The organism is Haloarcula taiwanensis (assembly GCA_002844335.1).
GTDB lineage: Archaea > Halobacteriota > Halobacteria > Halobacteriales > Haloarculaceae > Haloarcula > Haloarcula taiwanensis.
In genome coordinates this window covers 2,680,047-2,699,061 of sequence record CP019154.1, presented here as the reverse complement: position 1 = coordinate 2,699,061, position 19,015 = coordinate 2,680,047, and the positions used below count along the sequence as shown (strand labels likewise).

Sequence of the window (19,015 nt, the reverse complement as noted above, 5' to 3'; positions counted from 1 at the left end):
TCTTCAGTCTGCTTTCTGCGGTTCCTGCTCCAAGACAGGCCGGTCAAAAATCTCCGCCCGAATAGCCGTAGCAAGTGCCTGTGCCAGTAGTGGGGGCACTGCGTTGCCCACTTGCTTGAATGCGTGGGTACGCGACACCGGGAACTCGAAAGTGTCCTTGAAGGACTGAAGTCGAGCAGCTTCCCGGACCGTGATCGATCGAGCCTCGTTCGGGTGAATGAACATATGTCCGTCTTTATACAGATGGGCAACAATTGTCGTTGCAGGCTCTTTCGGATTCTGTTTCTTCAGTTTGTCCGGGAAGATATCTGTCCGGTACGGCTGGTGCTCTTCCGGAATATCTCCGATGATGTACGAGGTACCCTCACCGAGGAGCTTGTAGAGTGTGAGGTCGCGCATATTGTGTCCCCGGCACTCGTGATTTAGAAGTGGCTGTTCCTCCCAGTCCTGCTCTTCACCAAGGTTGCGTGCCCAGTACTGGAATTCTGAGACAGGTCCAATTTCGTATTCTTCTGCCTTGGTTGGGGGTGTATCTCCACTGGGGGAAACAGGAGGAAGATCGAGGATGCCATCAGCCACCGTATTCCACGGGTCCTTGTTCTGTTTGTTCTTGCGAAAGGCAGGGAACTCCTCAATCTCATCCTCATCCACAAACCCATGTAGTGTAGATTGATCCTCCTCAGATCGCTCGGCTGGGTCTTCCTTGTATTTGATCTTCTTCTCTTCCTCGTTCTTTGGCTCCCGATGGGTTTCCCACTCAGTCATGTCCGGATTCTCTGCACCAATCCGGTTACCAATGAAAAAGAGACGTTTCCTGTGCTGAGGGACCCCGTAGTCTGCCGCATCCAGCAACTGTACTCGAACACTGTAATTCAGATCCAGATCGAGGTCCGCAACCTGCCGCTCTCCACGCATCTGCTCCTTGATTGTATCGACGACAGGCTTACCATCTTCATTTTCTGCCGAGAGCATACCCTCGACGTTCTCCATCAGGAACGCTTTGGGCTGATAATGGTCAACGAAGCGAAGGAAATCTTCATACAGGAGGTGACGATCGTCGCTCTGGTTGTCCCTGCCATCGATAGAATTGATTTTGCTTCTTCCAACTAGCGAGAATGTTGGACAGGGCGGTCCACCTGCCACGAGATCAAGTTCGCCTTCCTCAAGCCCGAGGTCCGGAGGCTCTTCTTCACGGATGTCCCCAACTGTCATCTCACAGTTATGGTTTGCTTCATAGGTCGGCTTGGTTTTTTCCTCGTGATCGATACCCCAGAGTGTCTCGAATCCCGCGTCATGAAGTCCCTGAGAAAGCCCACCTGCTCCACAGAACAGGTCGATAGCTGTAAGCCGTTCTTCGCTCATCTGTAGGCACCAATGCAGTCGTGATCGTTTAAAGTTCCTATCCGGACCATATGTATATTGTGTGTATATTGTAACCAACTTAAATACATTACTGTCATCAATCCACACCACTGAATGGACGTTGAAGAATACTCGTGGGTGAAGGCAAGCGACTATCGAGAGAATATTCTGCTCGCTATGGAGGAGAAACCTCGAACTCCGAAAGAACTCTCGGAGATGACTGGTTACTACCTGAGTCACGTCAGTAACGTTTTATCTGATCTTGACAGCCATGGTCTCGCTGAGTGTATAACTCCAGAAAAAAAGAAGGGACGCCTATGGACAGCGACAGAAAAAGGTGACAGGTTGATCGAAGACCTGAAACGATAGAAATGAATTCTTCACTGCCGTTCGGCAATACCAGTGTCTGTGTAAACACGATTGAGTCACTGGTTGACTCTGAACAGGCTGTAAGTCAAGCAAACAAAGGAAATGTGGATCAGCCGGAAAAACGGATTCAGAGATTTATTGAGGCGATCCCTGAGCTGTTGGACTGGCTCGAAGACTGCGGAAGATCCTATCCCTGGAGAGAAACAACCGATCCATGGGAAGTGTATCTCGCTGAAATCCTGCTTCAGCGTACACGGGGAGACGCCGTCGAAAAGATCTACAGTGATGTCCTCCAGAAGTTCCCAGACCCAGATGCACTGGCTCGTACATCAGAGGGCGAAATTGAAGATTTGGTACGGTCACTTGGATTTGTAAACCACAGAACACGGACGCTGGCGGATGTGGGTAAAATCTTCACCGAAGAATTCAACGGTGAAATACCCGATTCTGTGGAGGAGTTGAAAAAGCCGTGGAGGGTCGGAGACTACTCGGCGAGAGCAACCCAGCTATTTGCTCGTGGACAACCCATGGCACTCGTTGATGCGAACTTCGCACGGGTTATTGGAAGAATCTTAGGCTACGAGATGCCATCACAGCCACACAAGAGTGATGACGTATATGCCCTACTGGAAGCTCTTACTCCAGATGACCCGGATATAGCACGGAGTTTCAATCTCGCTATTCTGGATCTTGGGGCTATGGTCTGTACCCCAAAGAACCCAGATTGTCAGTCGTGTCCAGTGAATTCCGCCTGTGATTATTACGACTCAAACAGGAGCGGGGACGACTCTTCCTCAAAAGAGAGTCCGAAGTAAATCATAGCCGGATATCACAGCCTACAGAGGGCCCAAAGGTGAGGAATTCGAGGCTGTGACCAACGGAACTCCAGTCAGAAGACGGACCACCCCTAGAAGATGTAAATCGACTCGTTTCAATAAGTAATCTCAAAGAACACTCACTAGGTAGCAGTACAGCATTAAGATAGATCATTTATGAAGATATTCTGATTGAAATAATTAATTAATCTTTCATATCTACAAAGTAATAGAAAAATATTAGACTGAAACCGTGACGCTCTCGGAAGTGTCGCACCAGTTTATATCCCCGCCTGTTCTCACCCACACCCAGGATGATTGCCGACCCTGCTGTCTTCGATGATGAGCACCTCCCGCGTCGCCTCCTCCATCGAGAAGCCGCCGTTGACCATCTATCCCGCGCATGGGAACCGGCACTTGGCGGCGACCCAGCCCACGACGTACTGATTCACGGGCCACCGGGCGTAGGGAAGACAGCGCTGACCAGACACTCCCTACAGAAGCTCACTGGACACGCCGACGTTCAGACGGCCCATGTTCGCTGCCTCGGGAAAACGACTGCCGGTGTTGTCCGCTCAGTTCTCCACGATCTCCCTGGTAACGACCCATCGGTGAACGTCCCTCGCGAGGATCTTTGTATCCAGCTCCAAGAGCGCGTCACCAGTCCGGTGATCGTCGTCCTCGACGAGGCTGACGGTCTCCCATCGACGGACGCACTGGACCGGCTGGTAGATGTCGAGAACCTATCTTCCGTCGTTATCTGCCACGACCCAGATGAGTGGTTATCCCGACTTGACGGGAGACTCCGGCGGCGGCTGTCATTCGCAGAGTTTGGTCTGGACCGCTACAGTGTCGACGAGCTGGCGGACATTCTCGAAGCACGGGCAAACCTTGGGCTCCCGTCGGAGTCGGTCACTCGTGAGCAGTTAGAGGTAATAGCTGATGAGGTGGCTGGTGTTGCACGGAACGGGATACAAGCACTTCGACAGGCCGCACTTCGGGCTGAAGAGTTGCAACATGATCGAATCACTGACGAGGATGTGAGCGAATCGTTTGAGCGGGCGAAGCGACACATCCGCGAATTGAATCTGGAGTCACTGCCATTCCATCATCGACTGCTGTACGAACTGATCCGTATGGGCGATGGGCTGGAAGCAGGGGAACTGCATGACCAGTATGACGCTATTGCCGACCAGGCATACCATGGACGTGAGCAGACTCCGATTTCGGAACGAGCTCGGCGGACGAAGATCTCGAAACTGGTGGAGTACGATTTGATTGAGGTGGAAGGGAAAAATCGTCACCGGGTATATCGAGTTTGTGATCGAGAAGTAGTTGCCCAGATTCTGCTAAACCACGTTATTTGATTCGGCTATTGTTGTTTCTGTAACCCAACAGATGAACTTACCTTTTGAATGTATTCGAATATGACTTCTTGTACAATAGGAAGTAAAATTAGGGCTTCAGATACATTCCTGAATATAATATGCGTTTGTACATCTCTGGAGGTAAGCATATTCACTGGGATTCAACCGATAGAGTAGAAGAAATAACTCAGGCTCTGAACGGGGAGCCTCAAGTTGTTCTCGTAGAATCAAGCTCGGAGCCTGATAATGATCGGGAGAAACAATACAACCTCCTTGCAGCCCCTCTGATCTTGTGCTGTTTGATATTGTGGTCGCTGTGCTTGAAAGCACTTAGAATTCCATTCGGTTCGGATCAGGAGCTTGTCCAAAGTATCTCTGATGCACCTGATGTTGCTGAAGTCAAAGTAGATAGACCCATGACACCACTAATATCTGAAGCACGGATAGCTTGGGCATTTTCCAACTGGCTAATTATTCTTTTAGTTACTCTTGTATACTTTTCTTCAGGAGTGTATAGTGCACTATTTGTTCTAGTTATGTTTGTAGCAGTACTATTTGTAAGTTTCATAGCCTCAACAGCCGCCCCCAGAAACTACGCGATTGCAATGAACACTATGCAAACTGCGAAAGAGAATGAATATGAGCGCGGTGTGTTAGTTGTTGGATCCGAACATGAAAAAGAAGTGAAGAAACATATCAAAAGAGCGAGTACAGAGGTTGAAATTGTTGAATCCTGACTTGCAGCAAAGTCTTTTATAAGTTTGTCCTGAGCAAAAATAGACCCTAAAACCCACACAAACCTTGATTCATCTCCCGGAAGTATAGCACCTTTTTAACTCGTTTTCTCCCCTCATCCCACAGTGTATGGAAGGAACAATCGAAGTCTACACTGGTGAAGAGGTGAACGTTGAACACATCAAAGCCCTCGGGGATGGTGGGGCACGGTTCGACATCACCGCAGAAGACGGCCGGAAGTGGCGTGTCGACCTTAGCCGAGATGGTGACACGGAGATCGTGACGAGCTGGCGCGACGGCGAGTTAGCCGATCTGGAATTGCCGGAGTGGGCTGGTGACGTGACGGCACGACTCGCGAGGGTCTAAGAGAATGTCAGTCGGCGTCTTCGACGGGATCGAGTTCGCTGGCGTCGAGTTCCTCGTTGAGGAATGCACGCCCGTCATCGGTCAGTCGGTAGAGACCGCGCCCGATCTTCTCGACCAGCCCGTACTGGGTAAGCTCAGAGAGTCGATCACGGGCGTAGTTGGCAGCGGCTATGTCGAAAGTATCATCGAGAGCTTGGGGAGTCATGTTCCCTTCATCTCGAATCGTTTCCAGAATGGCTTCGTCAGTCTGAGTCATCCAATCAGCACGCTGCCTAGGCACATCAAGCGGTGTGGCTGTGGAACTCATAGGTGTATCGGTGCATTAGACATCTATTTGCAATCACTTGTATCTCAGCGTAGTAGCACAGATTAATCTGTGCAATTCACAGAAAAGTATTTCAGTAGAGGCGTTATACAGGTGAAGTGACCCGCCCATCGGACCAGAAAGGTCCGGCGTGCTGGCACACGCCGGGTGGGTCGTTTCCCGTTTGAGGCTTAGACGACCCATGAAGTACGAGAGCAAGCGGGCTATTGAAAGTAGCCCAACGAGCAGCGGTATAGCCAGTCGACCAACCTGCGGAGACCGGTACGTCCCGTCTGGAGGTGCGCGTGCGTGAGCGACCGCGTCATCGAAGACGTGGACAAGTGTGAGACTGACGGCTGTGAGAATTTCTGTTATCCCGGTGAGTCCCGCTGTCTAGGCTGTTATCGGAAGCGAAAGCGGGGGCGAGCATGAGCGAGGATCTGATGGATCTATCGCCGGAGGAAGGCATCGAGCGATTCCTCCGACACCGAGAGCCGTCCGTCCGCGAGAGTACGATGCGGAACGCGAAGACGCGACTCCGGTTCTTCAACGAATGGTGTGAGGAGCGCGACATCGAGAACCTGAACAACCTCACCGGCCGCGACTTAGCTGATTTCGTGGCATGGCGACGGGGAGACATAGCGGCATTGACCCTCCAGAAGCAACTCTCGACGATTCGCGAAGCCCTCCGATACTGGGCTGACATCGAGGGCGTCGACGATGGGCTGGCCGAGAAAGTCCACGCGCCCGAGCTGCCCGACGGAGCTGAAAGCCGCGAAGTCCACCTGAGCGCAGACCGGGCACACCGGATACTCGACTACCTTCACGAGTACCGCTATGCGAGCCGGGATCACGTTGTCTTCCTGATCCTGTGGAAGACGGCGATGCGCCGGTCGGCCCTTCGGTCACTGGACGTTGACGACCTTCGTCCCGACGACTACGCGCTGGTGCTGGAGCACCGCATTGACGAGGGAACGAAACTCAAGAACGGTGAAGACGGCGAGCGGTGGGTCTACCTGGGGCCGAGCGACTACCAAGTCGTCGACGATTATCTCGACAACCCTGACCGCTACGAGCGGACCGACGACTACGGCCGCAAGCCACTAATCACCTCGCAGCACGGCCGGCCCGCGGGTGATACCATCTACAAGTGGGTGAACAAGCTCACCCAGCCGTGCGTTCTCGGTGGGTGTCCCCACGACGCTGACCCGTCGGACCCGTCGACCTGCGAGGCACTGGGTTCGCGTGCGGCCCACAGCAAGTGCCCGTCTTCCCGGTCACCCCACGGACTCCGGCGTGGCAGTATCACCTACCACCTGAACAGCGACGTGTCTCCGGAGATCGTCAGTGAACGGTGCGACGTATCGCTCGAAGTGCTGTACGAGCACTACGATGTGCGGACGAATCAGGAGAAAATGGCGGTTCGAAAGAAGCAACTGGAGCGAATCTAACATGACCATTACCAAACACAACCCCCCGTTGTCGTGTAAATTTCAGACTACTACCCGGCGAGTCCATACGCGCTCCGCGCGTTCGGTAATCCACATACTATATTTGCCAGCACAACTCCGACGAGGGTGCAAATTAAGCACTGATTGCTAGTGACCTGAACCCGAACAACGCTGTTCAGAAGAACTGGAACAGCTCGTCACGCTGGGCGTCGTGAAGGTGGTGCCGGACAGCCTCGTTCAGGGGCTCGATGGCGCCGCGCTTCGCAGTTATCGGTGCGATAGTCTCCTGCCACTGTTGCCATGGTGGATGGAGTCCGAGTCGGTCACAGAGGTCGTTCAGGCGCTCATCCTTGTCGTCAACCTTGTCCATTTTGTTGACTGCGACGACCGGTTCGACGCCAATCTCTCGGAGGAAGTGAAACATCTCCACGTCGTGTGGGATTTCGTCGGGGCCGGAATGGCGGTCGATGATGTCGATGACCGATTTGCCGTCGACGACGAGGATACCGACGAGAATCTGTTCGGCATGTCGCTCGACGTACTGGACCACGTCGGTCTTGATTTCTTCGCGGACGTCTTCTGGAACGCCTTTCATGTACCCGAAACCGGGAAGGTCGCTGACAACGAAATCGGCGCTGGCCCAGTCGAAGTGGTTGGGTGAACGGGTGACGCCGGGTCGCTGGCCCGTATCGAACGTGTGGCCCGTTATTTCGCGCATCAACGTCGATTTCCCGACGTTTGACCGGCCGACGAGTATCACCTCGGTGTCCCGGTCCGGTCGTGACTCGAACATACCTCGTGTACTCCGTCAGCGGGGAAAAACGCGTTCGTTTTGGGCGGACCGACGGTTCCGGAATTCACAATCGTCCCTTCATCCGTTGCTGAACCTGGACCGGCTGACTAGCTGGCTTTTTGGTGTCAGGGGTCCCACCCGGAGCCGTGCGGCTGGTACAGATACTGATTCCCACAGGGAAGCGCGACGCCGTTCTGGGCGTGTTGGCCGAGGAGGGCATCGATTACGTGCTCACCGAAGAGACGAGTGGGCGGGAGTTCACCGCTGTCGTCACCTTTCCAGTCCCAACCAACGCACTCGAACCAGTTCTCGAAGAGTTGCGGGACGTTGGTATCAACGACGACGGCTACACAGTCGTCGTGGATGCGAACACCGTCATCTCCAGCCAGTTCGACGAGCTAGAGGAGAAGTACGCCGAGGAAGAAGACGAGGACCGCATCGCGCGGGAGGAGCTCACCTCGAAAGCAAACGACCTCGCGCCCTCGATGTCGAACTACGCGCTGATGACGGTCATCAGCGCGATTATTGCGACCGCGGGGTTGCTGCTCGACTCTCCGGCCGTCGTCGTGGGTTCGATGGTCATCGCACCGCTCATCGGCCCGGCGATGACCGCCAACGTCGGCACCGTCGTCGACGACCACGAGATGTTCGCACAGGGGGTCAAACTTCAGGCCATCGGGCTCGGACTCGCCGTGGCAAGCGCGACTGTCTTCGCCCTGCTCGTCCGGCATGCCAACGTCATCCCGCCGCTCGCTGACGTGACCTCTGTCGGGCAGATACGCGAGCGGGTCGCCCCCGACTTCCTCTCGCTGATCGTCGCACTCGGCGCTGGCGCGGCCGGCGTCGTCAGTCTCACCAGCGGCGTCTCGACGGCACTGGTGGGCGTCATGATCGCCGTCGCACTCATTCCACCGGCGGCCACGATCGGCATCGGCATCGCGTGGGGCCAGCCGCTCGTCAGTCTCGGATCTGCCGTATTGCTGCTGGTAAACGTCCTCTCTATCAACCTCGCGGTGCTCGTCGGACTCTGGTATCAGGGGTACCGCCCCGAACACTGGTTTCAGGAGAGCAACGCGCGGTCGGCGACTGTCAAACGAATCGGCGTCCTCGTCGTCTCAATACTCGTCCTGTCAGCGTTTCTGGGCGGTGTGACGCTGGACTCCTACCAGCGAGCGACGACGGAGTCGGACATCCGCGAGGGCATTGAAGCAAGCGTCGACCCGCCGGCGAGTGTCCTGTCGGTCGAAGTCAAGTCGACGAACACCGCGATATTCCAACAGCCGCGCCGCGTCGTCGTCACTGTCGGTCTGCCGCCGGACGCGGAGCAGCCACTGCTTGCCGACCAGCTCGATACTGTGGCTGACAACGCGGCCGGTCGAGACGTTGCGACGGAAGTTCACTACGTCACTGTCGAACGGAACAGCTGACGCTCAAAACCGACTTTGAGCGTTCGACGATATAAATACCGCTGGGTGTGTCGGAGACGGTATGGTATCACGACCACTCGCAATCGCTGGCGTGCTGGCACTGCTCATTACCGGCGGCGTCGGGTTCGCACTCGCGGACACCGGGACCGTCGCGCCGTCGACGAATTCGACCGTGAGCGTCAGCGCCGACGCGACCGTCGAACGCACGCCCGACCGTGCAACTGTCACCGTCGCCGCAGTGGGTCGCGGTGAGACCGCCGAAGCGGCGCGAAACAACCTCAGCGGCGATGCTGACGCTATCGTGTCGGCTCTTGAAGGTGAGGGCGCAGACGTGACTTCCTCGCGGTTCCAGATCCGCCCCGAATACGAGCAGCGTCGAGAAGGACGCGAACAGGTCGGTTACGTGGCGATTCACACTGTCGAAGCGGAAACGAGCAACGTTTCGACTGCCGGGACGCTCATTGATGCCGCAGTCGACGCCGGCGCGGACCGCGTCGAGGGTGTCCGCTACTCACTGAGCGAGGAGACGAGACAGGATGCTCGCGAAGAGGCCCTGACGACCGCCATGGATAACGCCCGGACGGACGCCGAAGTCGTCGCCGCTGCGGAGGATCGATCCGTCGGTGACGCGGTCACGATTCAGACCAGCAACCACGGCCGGCCCGTTGTGTATGCGGAAGCGATGGCCGCCGACGCCGGCGGGCGGACGAGCATCCAGCCCGGCGATGTCACTGTCGACGCCTCTGTCAGTGTCACCTACGAGCTAAACTAAGACGTCTTTCTCGCGACTCCGCTCCCCATTCGGTGCTTTCGAGACCCCTCTCGTTGGTGACCGCAATCCCCGCGGGTCACCGCGCTCCTCGCTCGGAGTCTTCGAGACGCCTCCCGTTGGTTGGCGTCTCGCTATGTCTCGCTACTCGTCAAACGGCAGTTCGAGTTCGTAATCCACCGCGTCAATAGCGGCCTGCAACACGCCGTCGACGTTGTCGCCTTCGGTGACGCTCATGTAGTGGTCGGCCTCTACGTCTGTTGAGAGGTCGCTCTTGTTCGAGATGGTCAGCACGGGCACGTCGAAGCGTGCTTCGATGGCGTTTCGGAGTTCAAGCTGGTCCGCGAGCGGATAGCCACACTCGCCACTTGGGTCGATAAACACGAGGACCGCGTCGGCGAGGTGTTCGAGCGCGCTCACGGCCTGTGACTCGATTTCGTTGCGGTCCTCCGGCGGGCGGTCGAGCAGGCCGGGGGTGTCCACGAGCTGGTAGCGGATGCGCTGGTCTTCGAAGTGGCCGACGCGGATCTGCGTCGTCGTGAACGGATACGAGGCGATCTTGTTGTCGGCCCGCGTGACGCGGTTGACGAACGACGACTTGCCGACGTTGGGGTAGCCGGCGACGACGATGGCCGGCTCGTCCGGGCGGATGTCGGGGATGCCTTTCAGGGCGTTATGGGCGGTCGAGACGGCGGCGAGGTCGTCCTCGACCTCCTCGACCACGTCGGCAATGCGGGCGAAGGCCTGCTTGCGGAGCTTCCGGGCGGTGTCGATGTCGCCGCGGGCGACGCGGCTCTCGTACTCCTGGCGGATCTCGACGACTTTGTCGGCGGCCCACGAGATTTCAGACAGGTGCTGTTTCAGCGCGTCGATACCGGGGTCGTCGTCCGCGGGGTAGGCTTCGCCGACGACAGCGTCGGCGAGTTCGACGTAGAAGGGATCGAGGTCGTCAATCGTCGGCCACGCGGTCACCACGTTCTCCATGTTGTCGGAGGCGATGTTCGACGCCGTCATCAGCATCGATTGCTGGGCTTCGTTCCCGTCCTTGGCCCCGCCGGCGCGTGACGCCCGCGAGAAGGCTTTGTCCACGAGCTCCTCGGCAGTGGGCGTCGTCGGCAGACCCTCGAAGGGATGGCTCATAGGTTCTGTTGACGGCCGGAGCGTAAAAGCGCGTTCAATCGCGCCCAAACTGTTGCGAGTCACGCTTTTCAGCGTCCCGGACACAGTTCTGATATGGCACAGATTGACGCCGGCGAGATTCTCCCCAACGACCACGTCCAGCAGATGGCTGCCGAGGGGCGAGTCACCCAGATGCACCGTGGCCACCAGTACGCTGACGAGGGTGACACCTTCGAGATAGACGGCACCGAATTCGAGGTAACAGACGTAACCCGCCGGACACTGGGCGACATGACCGACGAGGACGCACAGCGTGAGGGGTCGGAGGACCTCGACGCGTACAAGGAGCGCATGAAGAAAGTCCACGGCAGTTTCGAGTGGGACGACGACAGCGAGGTCGTCCGGCACCGATTCGCCCCCATCGAGGAGTAGGGCCGCGACGACGACTGAGCGCCTTATTCTCCCGCTATCACGTCGACGCCGGTAAACTCGAAGCGTGCGCCGCCGGTATCGCTCTCAGTGAGTGTGACCGTCCAGTCGTGGGCAGCGGCGATCTGTGATACTATTGAGAGTCCGAACCCGGTGCCGTCAGTCGTCGTCGAGTAGCCGCTTTCGAACACTGTCTCCCGGTCGGATTCGGGAACTCCCGGGCCGTCGTCTGAGACGGCGAACCCGTCCGGAATCTCGGTAACGGTTATGGTTACGGCCGGACTGCCGTGTCTGTCAGCACCCTCAGACTGTAGCTGACTGTCCGTAGCGCTGTGCTCAACGGCGTTTCGGATCAGGTTCTCCAGCAACTGTTTGAGCCGCGTCATGTCTGCCTGTATCTTGCGGTCAGTGTCGACCACCAGCGCCGCGTCACCGGTATCGACGACCTCCCAGCAGTCAGTGACTGCCGTCGCCAGTGCGACCGTTTCCATTTCAGCGACGCTGTCGCCAGTCCGGGCCAGCAACAGCAGGTCGTCTATCAGCGTCTGCATCCGGTCGAGTGCCTGCTCTATCGCAGCGATGTTTTCGTCGTCGTGCTCCTCTTTTACCGCCTCCAGCCGCCCGATAGCGACGTTCAGGGGGTTACGGAGGTCGTGGCTGACGACTGTCGCGAACTGTTCCAGCCGGTCGTTTTGCGTCGACAGTTCCTGCTCGCGGTCACGGAGCTGTCTGTCGCGCTCAACGGCGGCGAGGGCCACCTCCATGTTCGCCGCGAGGATTCGCCCAGCGACGATGTCTGCCTCGTTGAAGGCGTCGACAGTCGCCGACGCGGCGATGAGAATGCCGTGTTTCCCTAGTGGTAGATACAGTTCGCTTCGTATCGGCGTCTCGGGGTTCTGCACGTCCGAATCCAGCCGCACGTCGGGAACTGCGGTTGCCTCACCGCTCTCGTACACCCGCCAGGCGATGCTGTCACTCGGCCTCAACGTCGGAATATCACCGACTAGCTCCCGGGCCGCCGCGGTCGCGGCGACGGGCTCTAACTCTCCATCGTCGTTGATGAGGTGGACAGCATTCGCGTCGAGTCCGATGATATCTGCAGCGGCGTTGACGCCGATGCCGGCGACTTCGTTGCGGACTTCCGCGGCCATCAACTGTCGCGTGGCCTCGTGTAGCGCTTCGAGTCGATGCTCGCGCTCGTCGATATCGCTTCGGTCGCTGATGACCGACACCGTACCGTCTTCGCTGTCCCAGGTCACGTCACACGCTGTGACGCTGGCCCGGATGGTGTTGCCGGCCAGTGTCCGTATCGTCTGCTCGACGTAGCCGGCCGTCTGGTCGTCCTTGACAACGTGCTCGACGGTATCGGTCCCGCCGTCCGTCGTCGGCTCGACGAGGCCAGTCAGTGGCCGGCCACAGAGGTCATCGCTGTTGGCCGCGCCGAACAGATCCACCGCCGCCGGGTTCGCGTACACGACAGTGTCGGCCACGCTGATGAGGACCGAATCGCTTGTCGCGTCGAGAATTCGTTTTGTCCGTTCCTGTGCGGCGTCAGCCGTTGCTTTCGCTCTGACGCGCTCGACGGCGTTTCGGATTCGATGTGCGAGGACGGCGTACTGCTGTGACCCGTGCGTTTTTTGAATGTAGTCGGTGACGCCGGCCGTGACTGCCTCGCTTGCGAGTGACTCGCTCCCCTGACTGGTAAATAACAAGAACGGCATATCCGGGTCTCTGGCGCGGACCGTCTCCAGGAACTCTAGCCCGTCGATACCAGGCATGTCGTAGTCACTGACGATGCAGTCCACATCGTGCTCGTCCAGATACGACAGCCCGTCTGTCGCACTCGTGACGCCGGTTGCATCGATCGCTGTGTCCTTGCGTTCGAGATGTGTCGCGATAAGGTCGGCGTACGATGGTTCGTCGTCGACACAGAGGACTGTAACGCCCGACGCCACATGACCCATGGGCTTCGATATGCACCGTGTCGGTGTCAATCTGTCGTGCCCTGAACCTGACGAGCGGAATTTACCGTCGCTTCGCCAGCTCCGCCCGCAAGTCGTCGACATCCATCTCCTTCATCGACAGCAGGACGAGCAGGTGATAGACGATGTCGGCTGATTCGTGGGCCAACTCCTCGCGGTCGTCGTCTTTGGCCGCCAGAATGAGTTCGGTCGTCTCTTCACCGAGCTTCTCCAGCACGGCGTTTTCGCCCTTCTCGTGGGTAAACAGCGACGCCGTATAGGAGTCTTCGGGAAGGTTCGCCTTGCGGTCCTCGATGACAGCGAACAGTTCGTCGATAACGTTGACGGTGTCGTCGCTCATAGCCGCTGTTCGGCCAGCGGGGCCTTCAGGCCGTCGCTACGACTCTACGGAGTCGAAAAAGGCCAGGTCGTGAATGCGCGGGTCCTCAGTCAGTTCGGGATGGAACGACGTGCCGACGACCGGCCCGTCACGGACCGCGACCGGGCGGTCGTCCCACGCCGCCAGCACTTCGACGTCCTCGCCCACGTAGTCGATGACCGGTGCGCGGATGAACACCGCCGGGAACGCCTCATCGAGCCCGGTCACGTCAAGTGGCGCTTCGAAGCTGTCTTTCTGTCGCCCGAATGCGTTGCGTTCGACCGAGACGTCGATGACGTTCAGCGTGTCGACGCGGTCGTCCTGTGCGTCGGTCGCGCTGACGATGAGCCCGGCACACGTCGCCAGCACCGGCTTGCCGGCGTCGACGTGTGACTCGATCTCTTCTGCGATGCCCTCTCGGTGGATAAGCCGCGAAATCGTGGTCGATTCCCCGCCCGGTAGCAACAGGACATCGCAGTCCGGGACCAGCCCTGCTTCGCGTATTTCGACGACCTCCGCAGTCCGGTCGTGGGCCGCTGCTGCCCGCTCGATTGCGTCCCCGTGTTCAGAGACATCGCCCTGAACCGCGAGTACACCCGCGCGTAGTGTCATGTCTCCCTGTTGGTGGCCCCGTGCGAAAAGCCTCTCGTCTCCTGCAAGTGTCCGCTCTGGCGGGGACTGTCCTGACTGCACACAGTATCAGGCATACCGCCGCCCGGTGCTCGCTCGGCTATAACCGAACCAAACGGTTAGGTGAGACGGACTGTAGACGTGGCACATGGGAAAGCGACGGCAGGACCCGGTCGAGGTAAACGCGGACGGGTCGGCAGACCTCTATGAGATATCGACTTGGGAGCCCCGGTCGACGCTGGACCGGTTCGCCCACTGGCTCTACCACATCGGCATACGGACGCTGCGGTATCTCGTCGTTATCACAGCTATCGCGATTCTCCTCTTGCAGGTCGCGTTCGGGAGCCTTGGCGCGCTCGGCGACCAGCCGCTGTTTGCCGGCATGGCCATCCTCTCCGCCGTCCCGGCCCTCGGTCTCGCGGCGTACATTTACTACGCCGACGTGACCACGCAGGAACCGTTGACGCTGCTCGTGGGGACGTTCCTCCTTGGCGTGCTGTTCGCCGGCTTCGCGGGCGTGCTCAACGGTATTTTCGGTAGACCGGTCCAGGCTATTGGCTCCGGGTTCGGCTTGGTACCGTTTCTCGGCCAGGTGTTCTTTTTCTTCCTCATCGTCGGCCCTGTCGAGGAGACGGTAAAGCTGCTGGCGGTGCGCCTGTACGCCTTCCGTGACACCCGTTTCGACGCCGTCGTTGACGGCGCGGTGTACGGCGCCATCGCCGGTCTTGGCTTTGCGACCATCGAGAACGCGCTGTACATCACGCAGAACACCGAAATGACCGCCGGGACAGTACAGTTACTCGCCGCTAGCAGCGACATCACTGCGGTCAGAGCGCTTGCGGGGCCGGGCCACGTCATCTACTCGGCCTTCGCCGGCTACTATCTCGGCCTGGCGAAATTCAATCCGGACGATGCCGGCCCCATCGTCCTGAAAGGATTGCTCATCGCTTCGCTCATCCACGCCGTTTACAACACGCTGGCCAGCCCAGTGACGGCCATCGCGGCCACGCTATACAACGTCGACTTCCTCGTCGCGTTCTTCGGCTTCGTCATCGTGTACGACTCCATCTTTGGCCTCCTGTTGCTGAAGAAGATTCACGCGTATCGGCAGGCGTACAACCGCGCGCACGAGGACCCGGACGAGACTACGATTCATCCGGAGCAGACCGAGTTCGACCCCTAAGTAAGCTGCTCGACGTATTTCGCGACCACGTCGACCTCCAGATGGACCGGATCGCCGACGGACTTCTCCGACAGCGTCGTCTCGGCGTACGTCGTCGGAATGATTGCCACGTCGAATTCCTCGGAGCGCCGGTCGGCGACGGTCAGGCTGATGCCGTCGACCGTTATCGACCCTTTCTGAACCAGGTAGTCCCGATGAGCTTCGGGGAGAGAGAAGGTGAACGTCCAGTCTTCTCCCTCCTGTTCGATACCGACGATTTCGGCTGTCGTATCGACGTGGCCCTGCACGATGTGGCCGTCGAACCGCCCGTCGGCGGGCATTGCCCGCTCAAGGTTCACTCGGTCCCCACCGTTGAGGGCATCGAAAAACGTCCGGGCAAGCGTCTCCTGAGCGAGAAACACCTCGAACCACTCGCCGTCGACCGCCTTCTCGACGGTGAGACAGACGCCGCTGACGCTGATCGACTGGCCGTGGTCAAGTCCGTCGAACGGCGCGCCGATTCGCATCCGACGCCCGCCCTCGTCGTCAATAACCGCCTGCACCTCGCCGGTCGTCTCGACGATTCCGGTGAACATATTCCAGATACGTCGCGGCTGGCGGAAAGCACTTCGCTTCTCGGAGACGGAATATAGACTCGGAATCGAGTAATTATTTACATTACTTAAACGGAAGGAATTTATTCACGCCGCTGGTACCGCTGCGTATGGCAGCCACGCCCGACGCTGACCACGATTGGACTGCCCGCCACGCCCGGACCGAGCCGACCGAAACCGGTCGCCTCGTCGAGGTGCCCGACGAACTACTCGGAGACTGGGATCTGCGACACGCCGAGACGAAAGGCCGCGGTTAACGCTGTAGCACTTCGACGCCGACCAGCTCCGCGCCGGTCAGCGCTCGGATGTACGCACCGCCCGCGATAGAGACGTGGCCGAACTCGTCTTCTTCCATCCCGTACATCTCGATGGCTCGTGAGGTGTCGCCGCCGCCGACGACGGAGAAGCAGTCGGTCTCGGCGATGGCTTCGAGCACGCCAGCGGTCCCGACGGAGAACCGCTCGTCCTCGAACATTCCCAGGGCTCCCTTCACGAAGACGGCCTCGGAGTCGCGGATGACCGGCGAGTACTCCATGACCGTCTCGCTGCCAACGTCGAGGTAGGAGACAGTCTTCTCCTCGATGTCGTCGACGGCCTGTTCAGCGCGGTCGCCGTTCTCGTCCTCGTAGGCGAGGTCGACCGCGAGGGTAATCTGGTCGCGGTGGTCGTCGAGCATAGACTCGATTTTCTCGCTGTTTTGCTCCCACTGCTCGTCGTAGAGGTTCGCGTCGTCGATGTCGTAGCCGACCGGACGGCCCGCGGCCCGCAGGAACAGTTCGCCCGCGATGCCGCCAAGCAGGAAGTCGTCGACCGTCTCGTCTAGGTGGGTCATCACGTCGATGACGTCGGTCGCTTTGGTGCCGCCGACGACCATCGTCACCTGCCCGTCGAACTCCTTCTCGGCGATGGCGGTGTTTGCCTCGTACTCGGTCTCCATCACGCGGCCGGCGTAGGCGTCCATCACGAGCGGGAAGCCCACGAGCGAGGCGTGCGAGCGGTGGGCCGCCGAGTAGGCGTCGTTGATGTAGGCGTCGAACTCGTCTTTGAGCGTCTGGACGAACTCCGTCTGGGCCTTCACTTCGGGGTCTTCCTCGGGGAGTTCGTCGTCGCACATCCGCGTGTTTTCGAGGACGAGCACGTCGCCGCTATCGAGGTCGGCGATGTCGTGAATCGCCTGCGGGCCGTAGGTCTCGTCGATGAACTCGACCGGGTGGTCGATGTGGTCGGCGAGGATGTCGGCGTGCTGGGAAAGCGAGACGAAATCGTCGCGGCCCGGGCGGCCCTGGTGGGCCAGCACTGCGACCTCGAACCCGCGGTCGACGAGTTCGCTGATGGTCTCGGCGTGGCGTTCGAACCGCCGGTTGTCCTGTACTTCACCGTCCTCCACCGGTGAATTGAGATCGAGTCGGACGAGGACGCGCTGTCCGTCGTCGAGGTCGTCGAGCGTCTGGAAAGTCATCATTGAAAGGGAAACCTGCCGACCGCTTAACGGTTTCCGAGTCCGAACAGCAGCGGCCTTTTTGAGGAGCACCGCCGCTACTTGCCGTGCTGCCAGTGTAAAAAATGGGGGCGGAGAGGGTGGGGACACCGGCACCGTACACAGCCGACGCCGGGACACGGCGCGCCGGCTGTGAAAACGGGCCTGTGTCGACACACAGAGCCGACCAGGGGTCAGGTGCTGGTTTGGACTCTATGTGTGCCTTATTCTTAGCGAATAATAATTATAAATCTTACCAGCGCCGAAAACCGTTTCCGCGCTTACTCGGTGATGTACTCGGCCACGTCGAGCATCCGGTTCGAGAAGCCGTACTCGTTGTCGTACCAAGTGAGGATCTTCGTCATTCCGGAGACGACGTTCGTCGACTGCAGGTCGACCTGCGTGGAGTACGGGTCCCCGAGGATGTCCGAGGAGACGACGTCGTCGCTCGTGACGCCAAGCACGCCTTCGAGTTCGCCGGCGGCGGCCTCTTCGAAGGCGGCGTTGACGTCGCTCTCCGTCACGTCGTCGTCGAGGTCGACGACGAACTCGGTGATGGAGCCGTTCGGCACCGGGACGCGGATAGCCATCCCGTCGAGTTTCCCCTCAAGTTCGGGCAGAACCTCGGTGGCCGCCTGCGCGGCACCGGTGGAGGTCGGGATGATGTTCTCGGCGGCGGCGCGGCGGCGGCGGGGCTTGCCGTTCGGGCCGTCCATCAGGTTCTGGGAGCCGGTGTAGGCGTGGACCGTGGTCAGCTGGCCGGCGTTGATGCCGAACTCCTCGTCCAGCACTTTCGCCACCGGTGTGATGGAGTTGGTCGTACAGGAGGCGTTCGAGACGACCTTCTCGCCGTCGTACTCGTCGTGGTTGACGCCGTAGACGAGCTGCTTGACCGGCTCGTCGCCCTTCGGCGGCGCGGAGATGAGGACCTTGTCGGCCCCGGCGTCGAGATGCTGGCTCGCGTCCTCCTTGGTTCGGAAGATGCCGGTCGCTTCGAAGGCCACGTCAACGTCGAGGTCGTCCCACGGGAGCTGTGTGGGGTCGGTTTCGTGGAAGACGCCCGCCTCGAAGTCGGTTCCGTCGACCGTGAGGACGCCGTCGTCGACGCTGGCTCCTTCGAGTTCGCCCATGACGGTGTCGTACTGGGCGAAGTAGTCGATCTCCGAATCGTCCATCACGTCGTTGATGCCGACAATCTCGACGTCGTCGCTGTGTAACGATGCGCGGAATACGTTGCGGCCGATACGGCCGAAGCCGTTGAGGCCGACGCGAACTGGCTCACTCATTGGTGTCTAGAGAGGCAGTCGGTCAGTGTAAAGTGTTTTCGGATTTGTTGTAAATTTGTGTTTGTTTATGCGTGTTCGGGCTCGAATGATTAATAGTGAGGGTGCCATCTCGACTGAGGGTGTCCCCTCGACAGTATCTGTTGGCAGATACTAGATTCGTCCGAAGGCTTTTGAAACGGACGGACGTACTGACCGATAGG

At 58.8% G+C, this 19,015-nt stretch carries 19 protein-coding genes; 9 read left to right on the top strand and 10 right to left on the bottom strand.

The window, feature by feature from the left end; all coding sequences use genetic code 11:
• Positions 1-3: 3 nt before the first annotated feature.
• Complete coding sequence (locus BVU17_13725; GenBank protein AUG48532.1) at positions 4-1,362, bottom strand: DNA (cytosine-5-)-methyltransferase; 1,359 nt, start codon at positions 1,360-1,362, stop codon at positions 4-6.
• 114 nt (positions 1,363-1,476) lie between these two features.
• On the opposite strand from BVU17_13725, the gene BVU17_13720 reads away from it, so the two are divergent.
• The 4 genes from BVU17_13720 to BVU17_13705 all read left to right on the top strand — a co-directional run bounded on the left by BVU17_13720 (position 1,477) and on the right by BVU17_13705 (position 5,014).
• Positions 1,477-1,731: a transcriptional regulator gene (locus BVU17_13720; GenBank protein ID AUG48531.1), complete on the top strand. Its 255-nt coding sequence runs from the start codon at positions 1,477-1,479 to the stop codon at positions 1,729-1,731.
• A gap of 2 nt (positions 1,732-1,733) precedes the next feature.
• Positions 1,734-2,546 carry a hypothetical protein gene (locus BVU17_13715; GenBank protein ID AUG48530.1) on the top strand — a complete coding sequence of 271 codons (813 nt, stop codon included), beginning with the start codon at positions 1,734-1,736 and terminating at the stop codon, positions 2,544-2,546.
• A gap of 314 nt (positions 2,547-2,860) precedes the next feature.
• The gene (locus BVU17_13710; protein AUG48529.1) at positions 2,861-3,913 is read left to right on the top strand and encodes an AAA family ATPase; all 1,053 of its coding nucleotides are present in this window, start codon (positions 2,861-2,863) and stop codon (positions 3,911-3,913) included.
• 864 nt (positions 3,914-4,777) lie between these two features.
• Positions 4,778-5,014, top strand: coding sequence for a hypothetical protein (locus BVU17_13705; protein AUG48528.1), 237 nt, complete (start codon positions 4,778-4,780; stop codon positions 5,012-5,014).
• A gap of 7 nt (positions 5,015-5,021) precedes the next feature.
• On the opposite strand, the gene BVU17_13700 is transcribed toward BVU17_13705, so the two are convergent.
• Entirely contained in the window at positions 5,022-5,270 is a 249-nt protein-coding gene (locus tag BVU17_13700; protein ID AUG48527.1) for a PhiH1 repressor, read from the bottom strand.
• 476 nt (positions 5,271-5,746) lie between these two features.
• Here BVU17_13700 and BVU17_13695 point away from each other — a divergent pair, with 476 nt between their 5' ends.
• Positions 5,747-6,769 carry an integrase gene (locus BVU17_13695; GenBank protein AUG48526.1) on the top strand — a complete coding sequence of 341 codons (1,023 nt, stop codon included), beginning with the start codon at positions 5,747-5,749 and terminating at the stop codon, positions 6,767-6,769.
• A gap of 175 nt (positions 6,770-6,944) precedes the next feature.
• Here BVU17_13695 and BVU17_13690 read toward each other — a convergent pair whose 3' ends face one another.
• Entirely contained in the window at positions 6,945-7,562 is a 618-nt protein-coding gene (locus tag BVU17_13690) for a GTP-binding protein (protein AUG48525.1), read from the bottom strand.
• A 146-nt stretch (positions 7,563-7,708) separates the two neighbouring features.
• Between BVU17_13690 and BVU17_13685 the strand changes: the two genes are divergently transcribed.
• Complete coding sequence (locus BVU17_13685; protein ID AUG48524.1) at positions 7,709-8,989, top strand: TIGR00341 family protein; 1,281 nt, start codon at positions 7,709-7,711, stop codon at positions 8,987-8,989.
• 61 nt (positions 8,990-9,050) lie between these two features.
• The gene (locus tag BVU17_13680; protein ID AUG48523.1) at positions 9,051-9,761 is read left to right on the top strand and encodes an SIMPL domain-containing protein; all 711 of its coding nucleotides are present in this window, start codon (positions 9,051-9,053) and stop codon (positions 9,759-9,761) included.
• A 141-nt stretch (positions 9,762-9,902) separates the two neighbouring features.
• On the opposite strand, the gene BVU17_13675 is transcribed toward BVU17_13680, so the two are convergent.
• On the bottom strand, positions 9,903-10,898 hold the full coding sequence (locus BVU17_13675) for a GTP-binding protein (GenBank protein AUG48522.1): 996 nt from the start codon (positions 10,896-10,898) through the stop codon (positions 9,903-9,905).
• A 93-nt stretch (positions 10,899-10,991) separates the two neighbouring features.
• Here BVU17_13675 and BVU17_13670 point away from each other — a divergent pair, with 93 nt between their 5' ends.
• On the top strand, positions 10,992-11,309 hold the full coding sequence (locus BVU17_13670; protein AUG48521.1) for a hypothetical protein: 318 nt from the start codon (positions 10,992-10,994) through the stop codon (positions 11,307-11,309).
• Positions 11,310-11,332: 23 nt separating this feature from the next.
• On the opposite strand, the gene BVU17_13665 is transcribed toward BVU17_13670, so the two are convergent.
• The 3 genes from BVU17_13665 to BVU17_13655 form a co-directional block, all read right to left on the bottom strand.
• Positions 11,333-13,270, bottom strand: a complete 1,938-nt coding sequence (locus tag BVU17_13665) for a two-component system sensor histidine kinase (protein ID AUG48520.1) — start codon at positions 13,268-13,270, stop codon at positions 11,333-11,335.
• A gap of 61 nt (positions 13,271-13,331) precedes the next feature.
• Positions 13,332-13,628 carry a phosphoribosyl-ATP diphosphatase gene (locus BVU17_13660; protein AUG48519.1) on the bottom strand — a complete coding sequence of 99 codons (297 nt, stop codon included), beginning with the start codon at positions 13,626-13,628 and terminating at the stop codon, positions 13,332-13,334.
• 36 nt (positions 13,629-13,664) lie between these two features.
• Positions 13,665-14,258, bottom strand: a complete 594-nt coding sequence (locus tag BVU17_13655; protein ID AUG48518.1) for a glutamine amidotransferase subunit PdxT — start codon at positions 14,256-14,258, stop codon at positions 13,665-13,667.
• A gap of 166 nt (positions 14,259-14,424) precedes the next feature.
• Between BVU17_13655 and BVU17_13650 the strand changes: the two genes are divergently transcribed.
• A complete protein-coding gene (locus BVU17_13650) occupies positions 14,425-15,459 on the top strand; it encodes a hypothetical protein (GenBank protein AUG48517.1) in 1,035 nt (344 codons plus the stop codon).
• Here BVU17_13650 and BVU17_13645 read toward each other — a convergent pair.
• The 3 genes from BVU17_13645 to BVU17_13635 form a co-directional block, all read right to left on the bottom strand.
• Complete coding sequence (locus BVU17_13645) at positions 15,456-16,034, bottom strand: riboflavin synthase (GenBank protein ID AUG48516.1); 579 nt, start codon at positions 16,032-16,034, stop codon at positions 15,456-15,458. The two genes, BVU17_13650 and BVU17_13645, sit on opposite strands and share 4 nt — an antisense overlap.
• A 271-nt stretch (positions 16,035-16,305) precedes the next feature.
• Positions 16,306-17,514: a phosphoglycerate kinase gene (locus BVU17_13640; protein ID AUG48515.1), complete on the bottom strand. Its 1,209-nt coding sequence runs from the start codon at positions 17,512-17,514 to the stop codon at positions 16,306-16,308.
• Positions 17,515-17,810: 296 nt separating this feature from the next.
• The gene (locus BVU17_13635; protein AUG48514.1) at positions 17,811-18,815 is read right to left on the bottom strand and encodes a type I glyceraldehyde-3-phosphate dehydrogenase; all 1,005 of its coding nucleotides are present in this window, start codon (positions 18,813-18,815) and stop codon (positions 17,811-17,813) included.
• Positions 18,816-19,015: the final 200 nt, after the last annotated feature.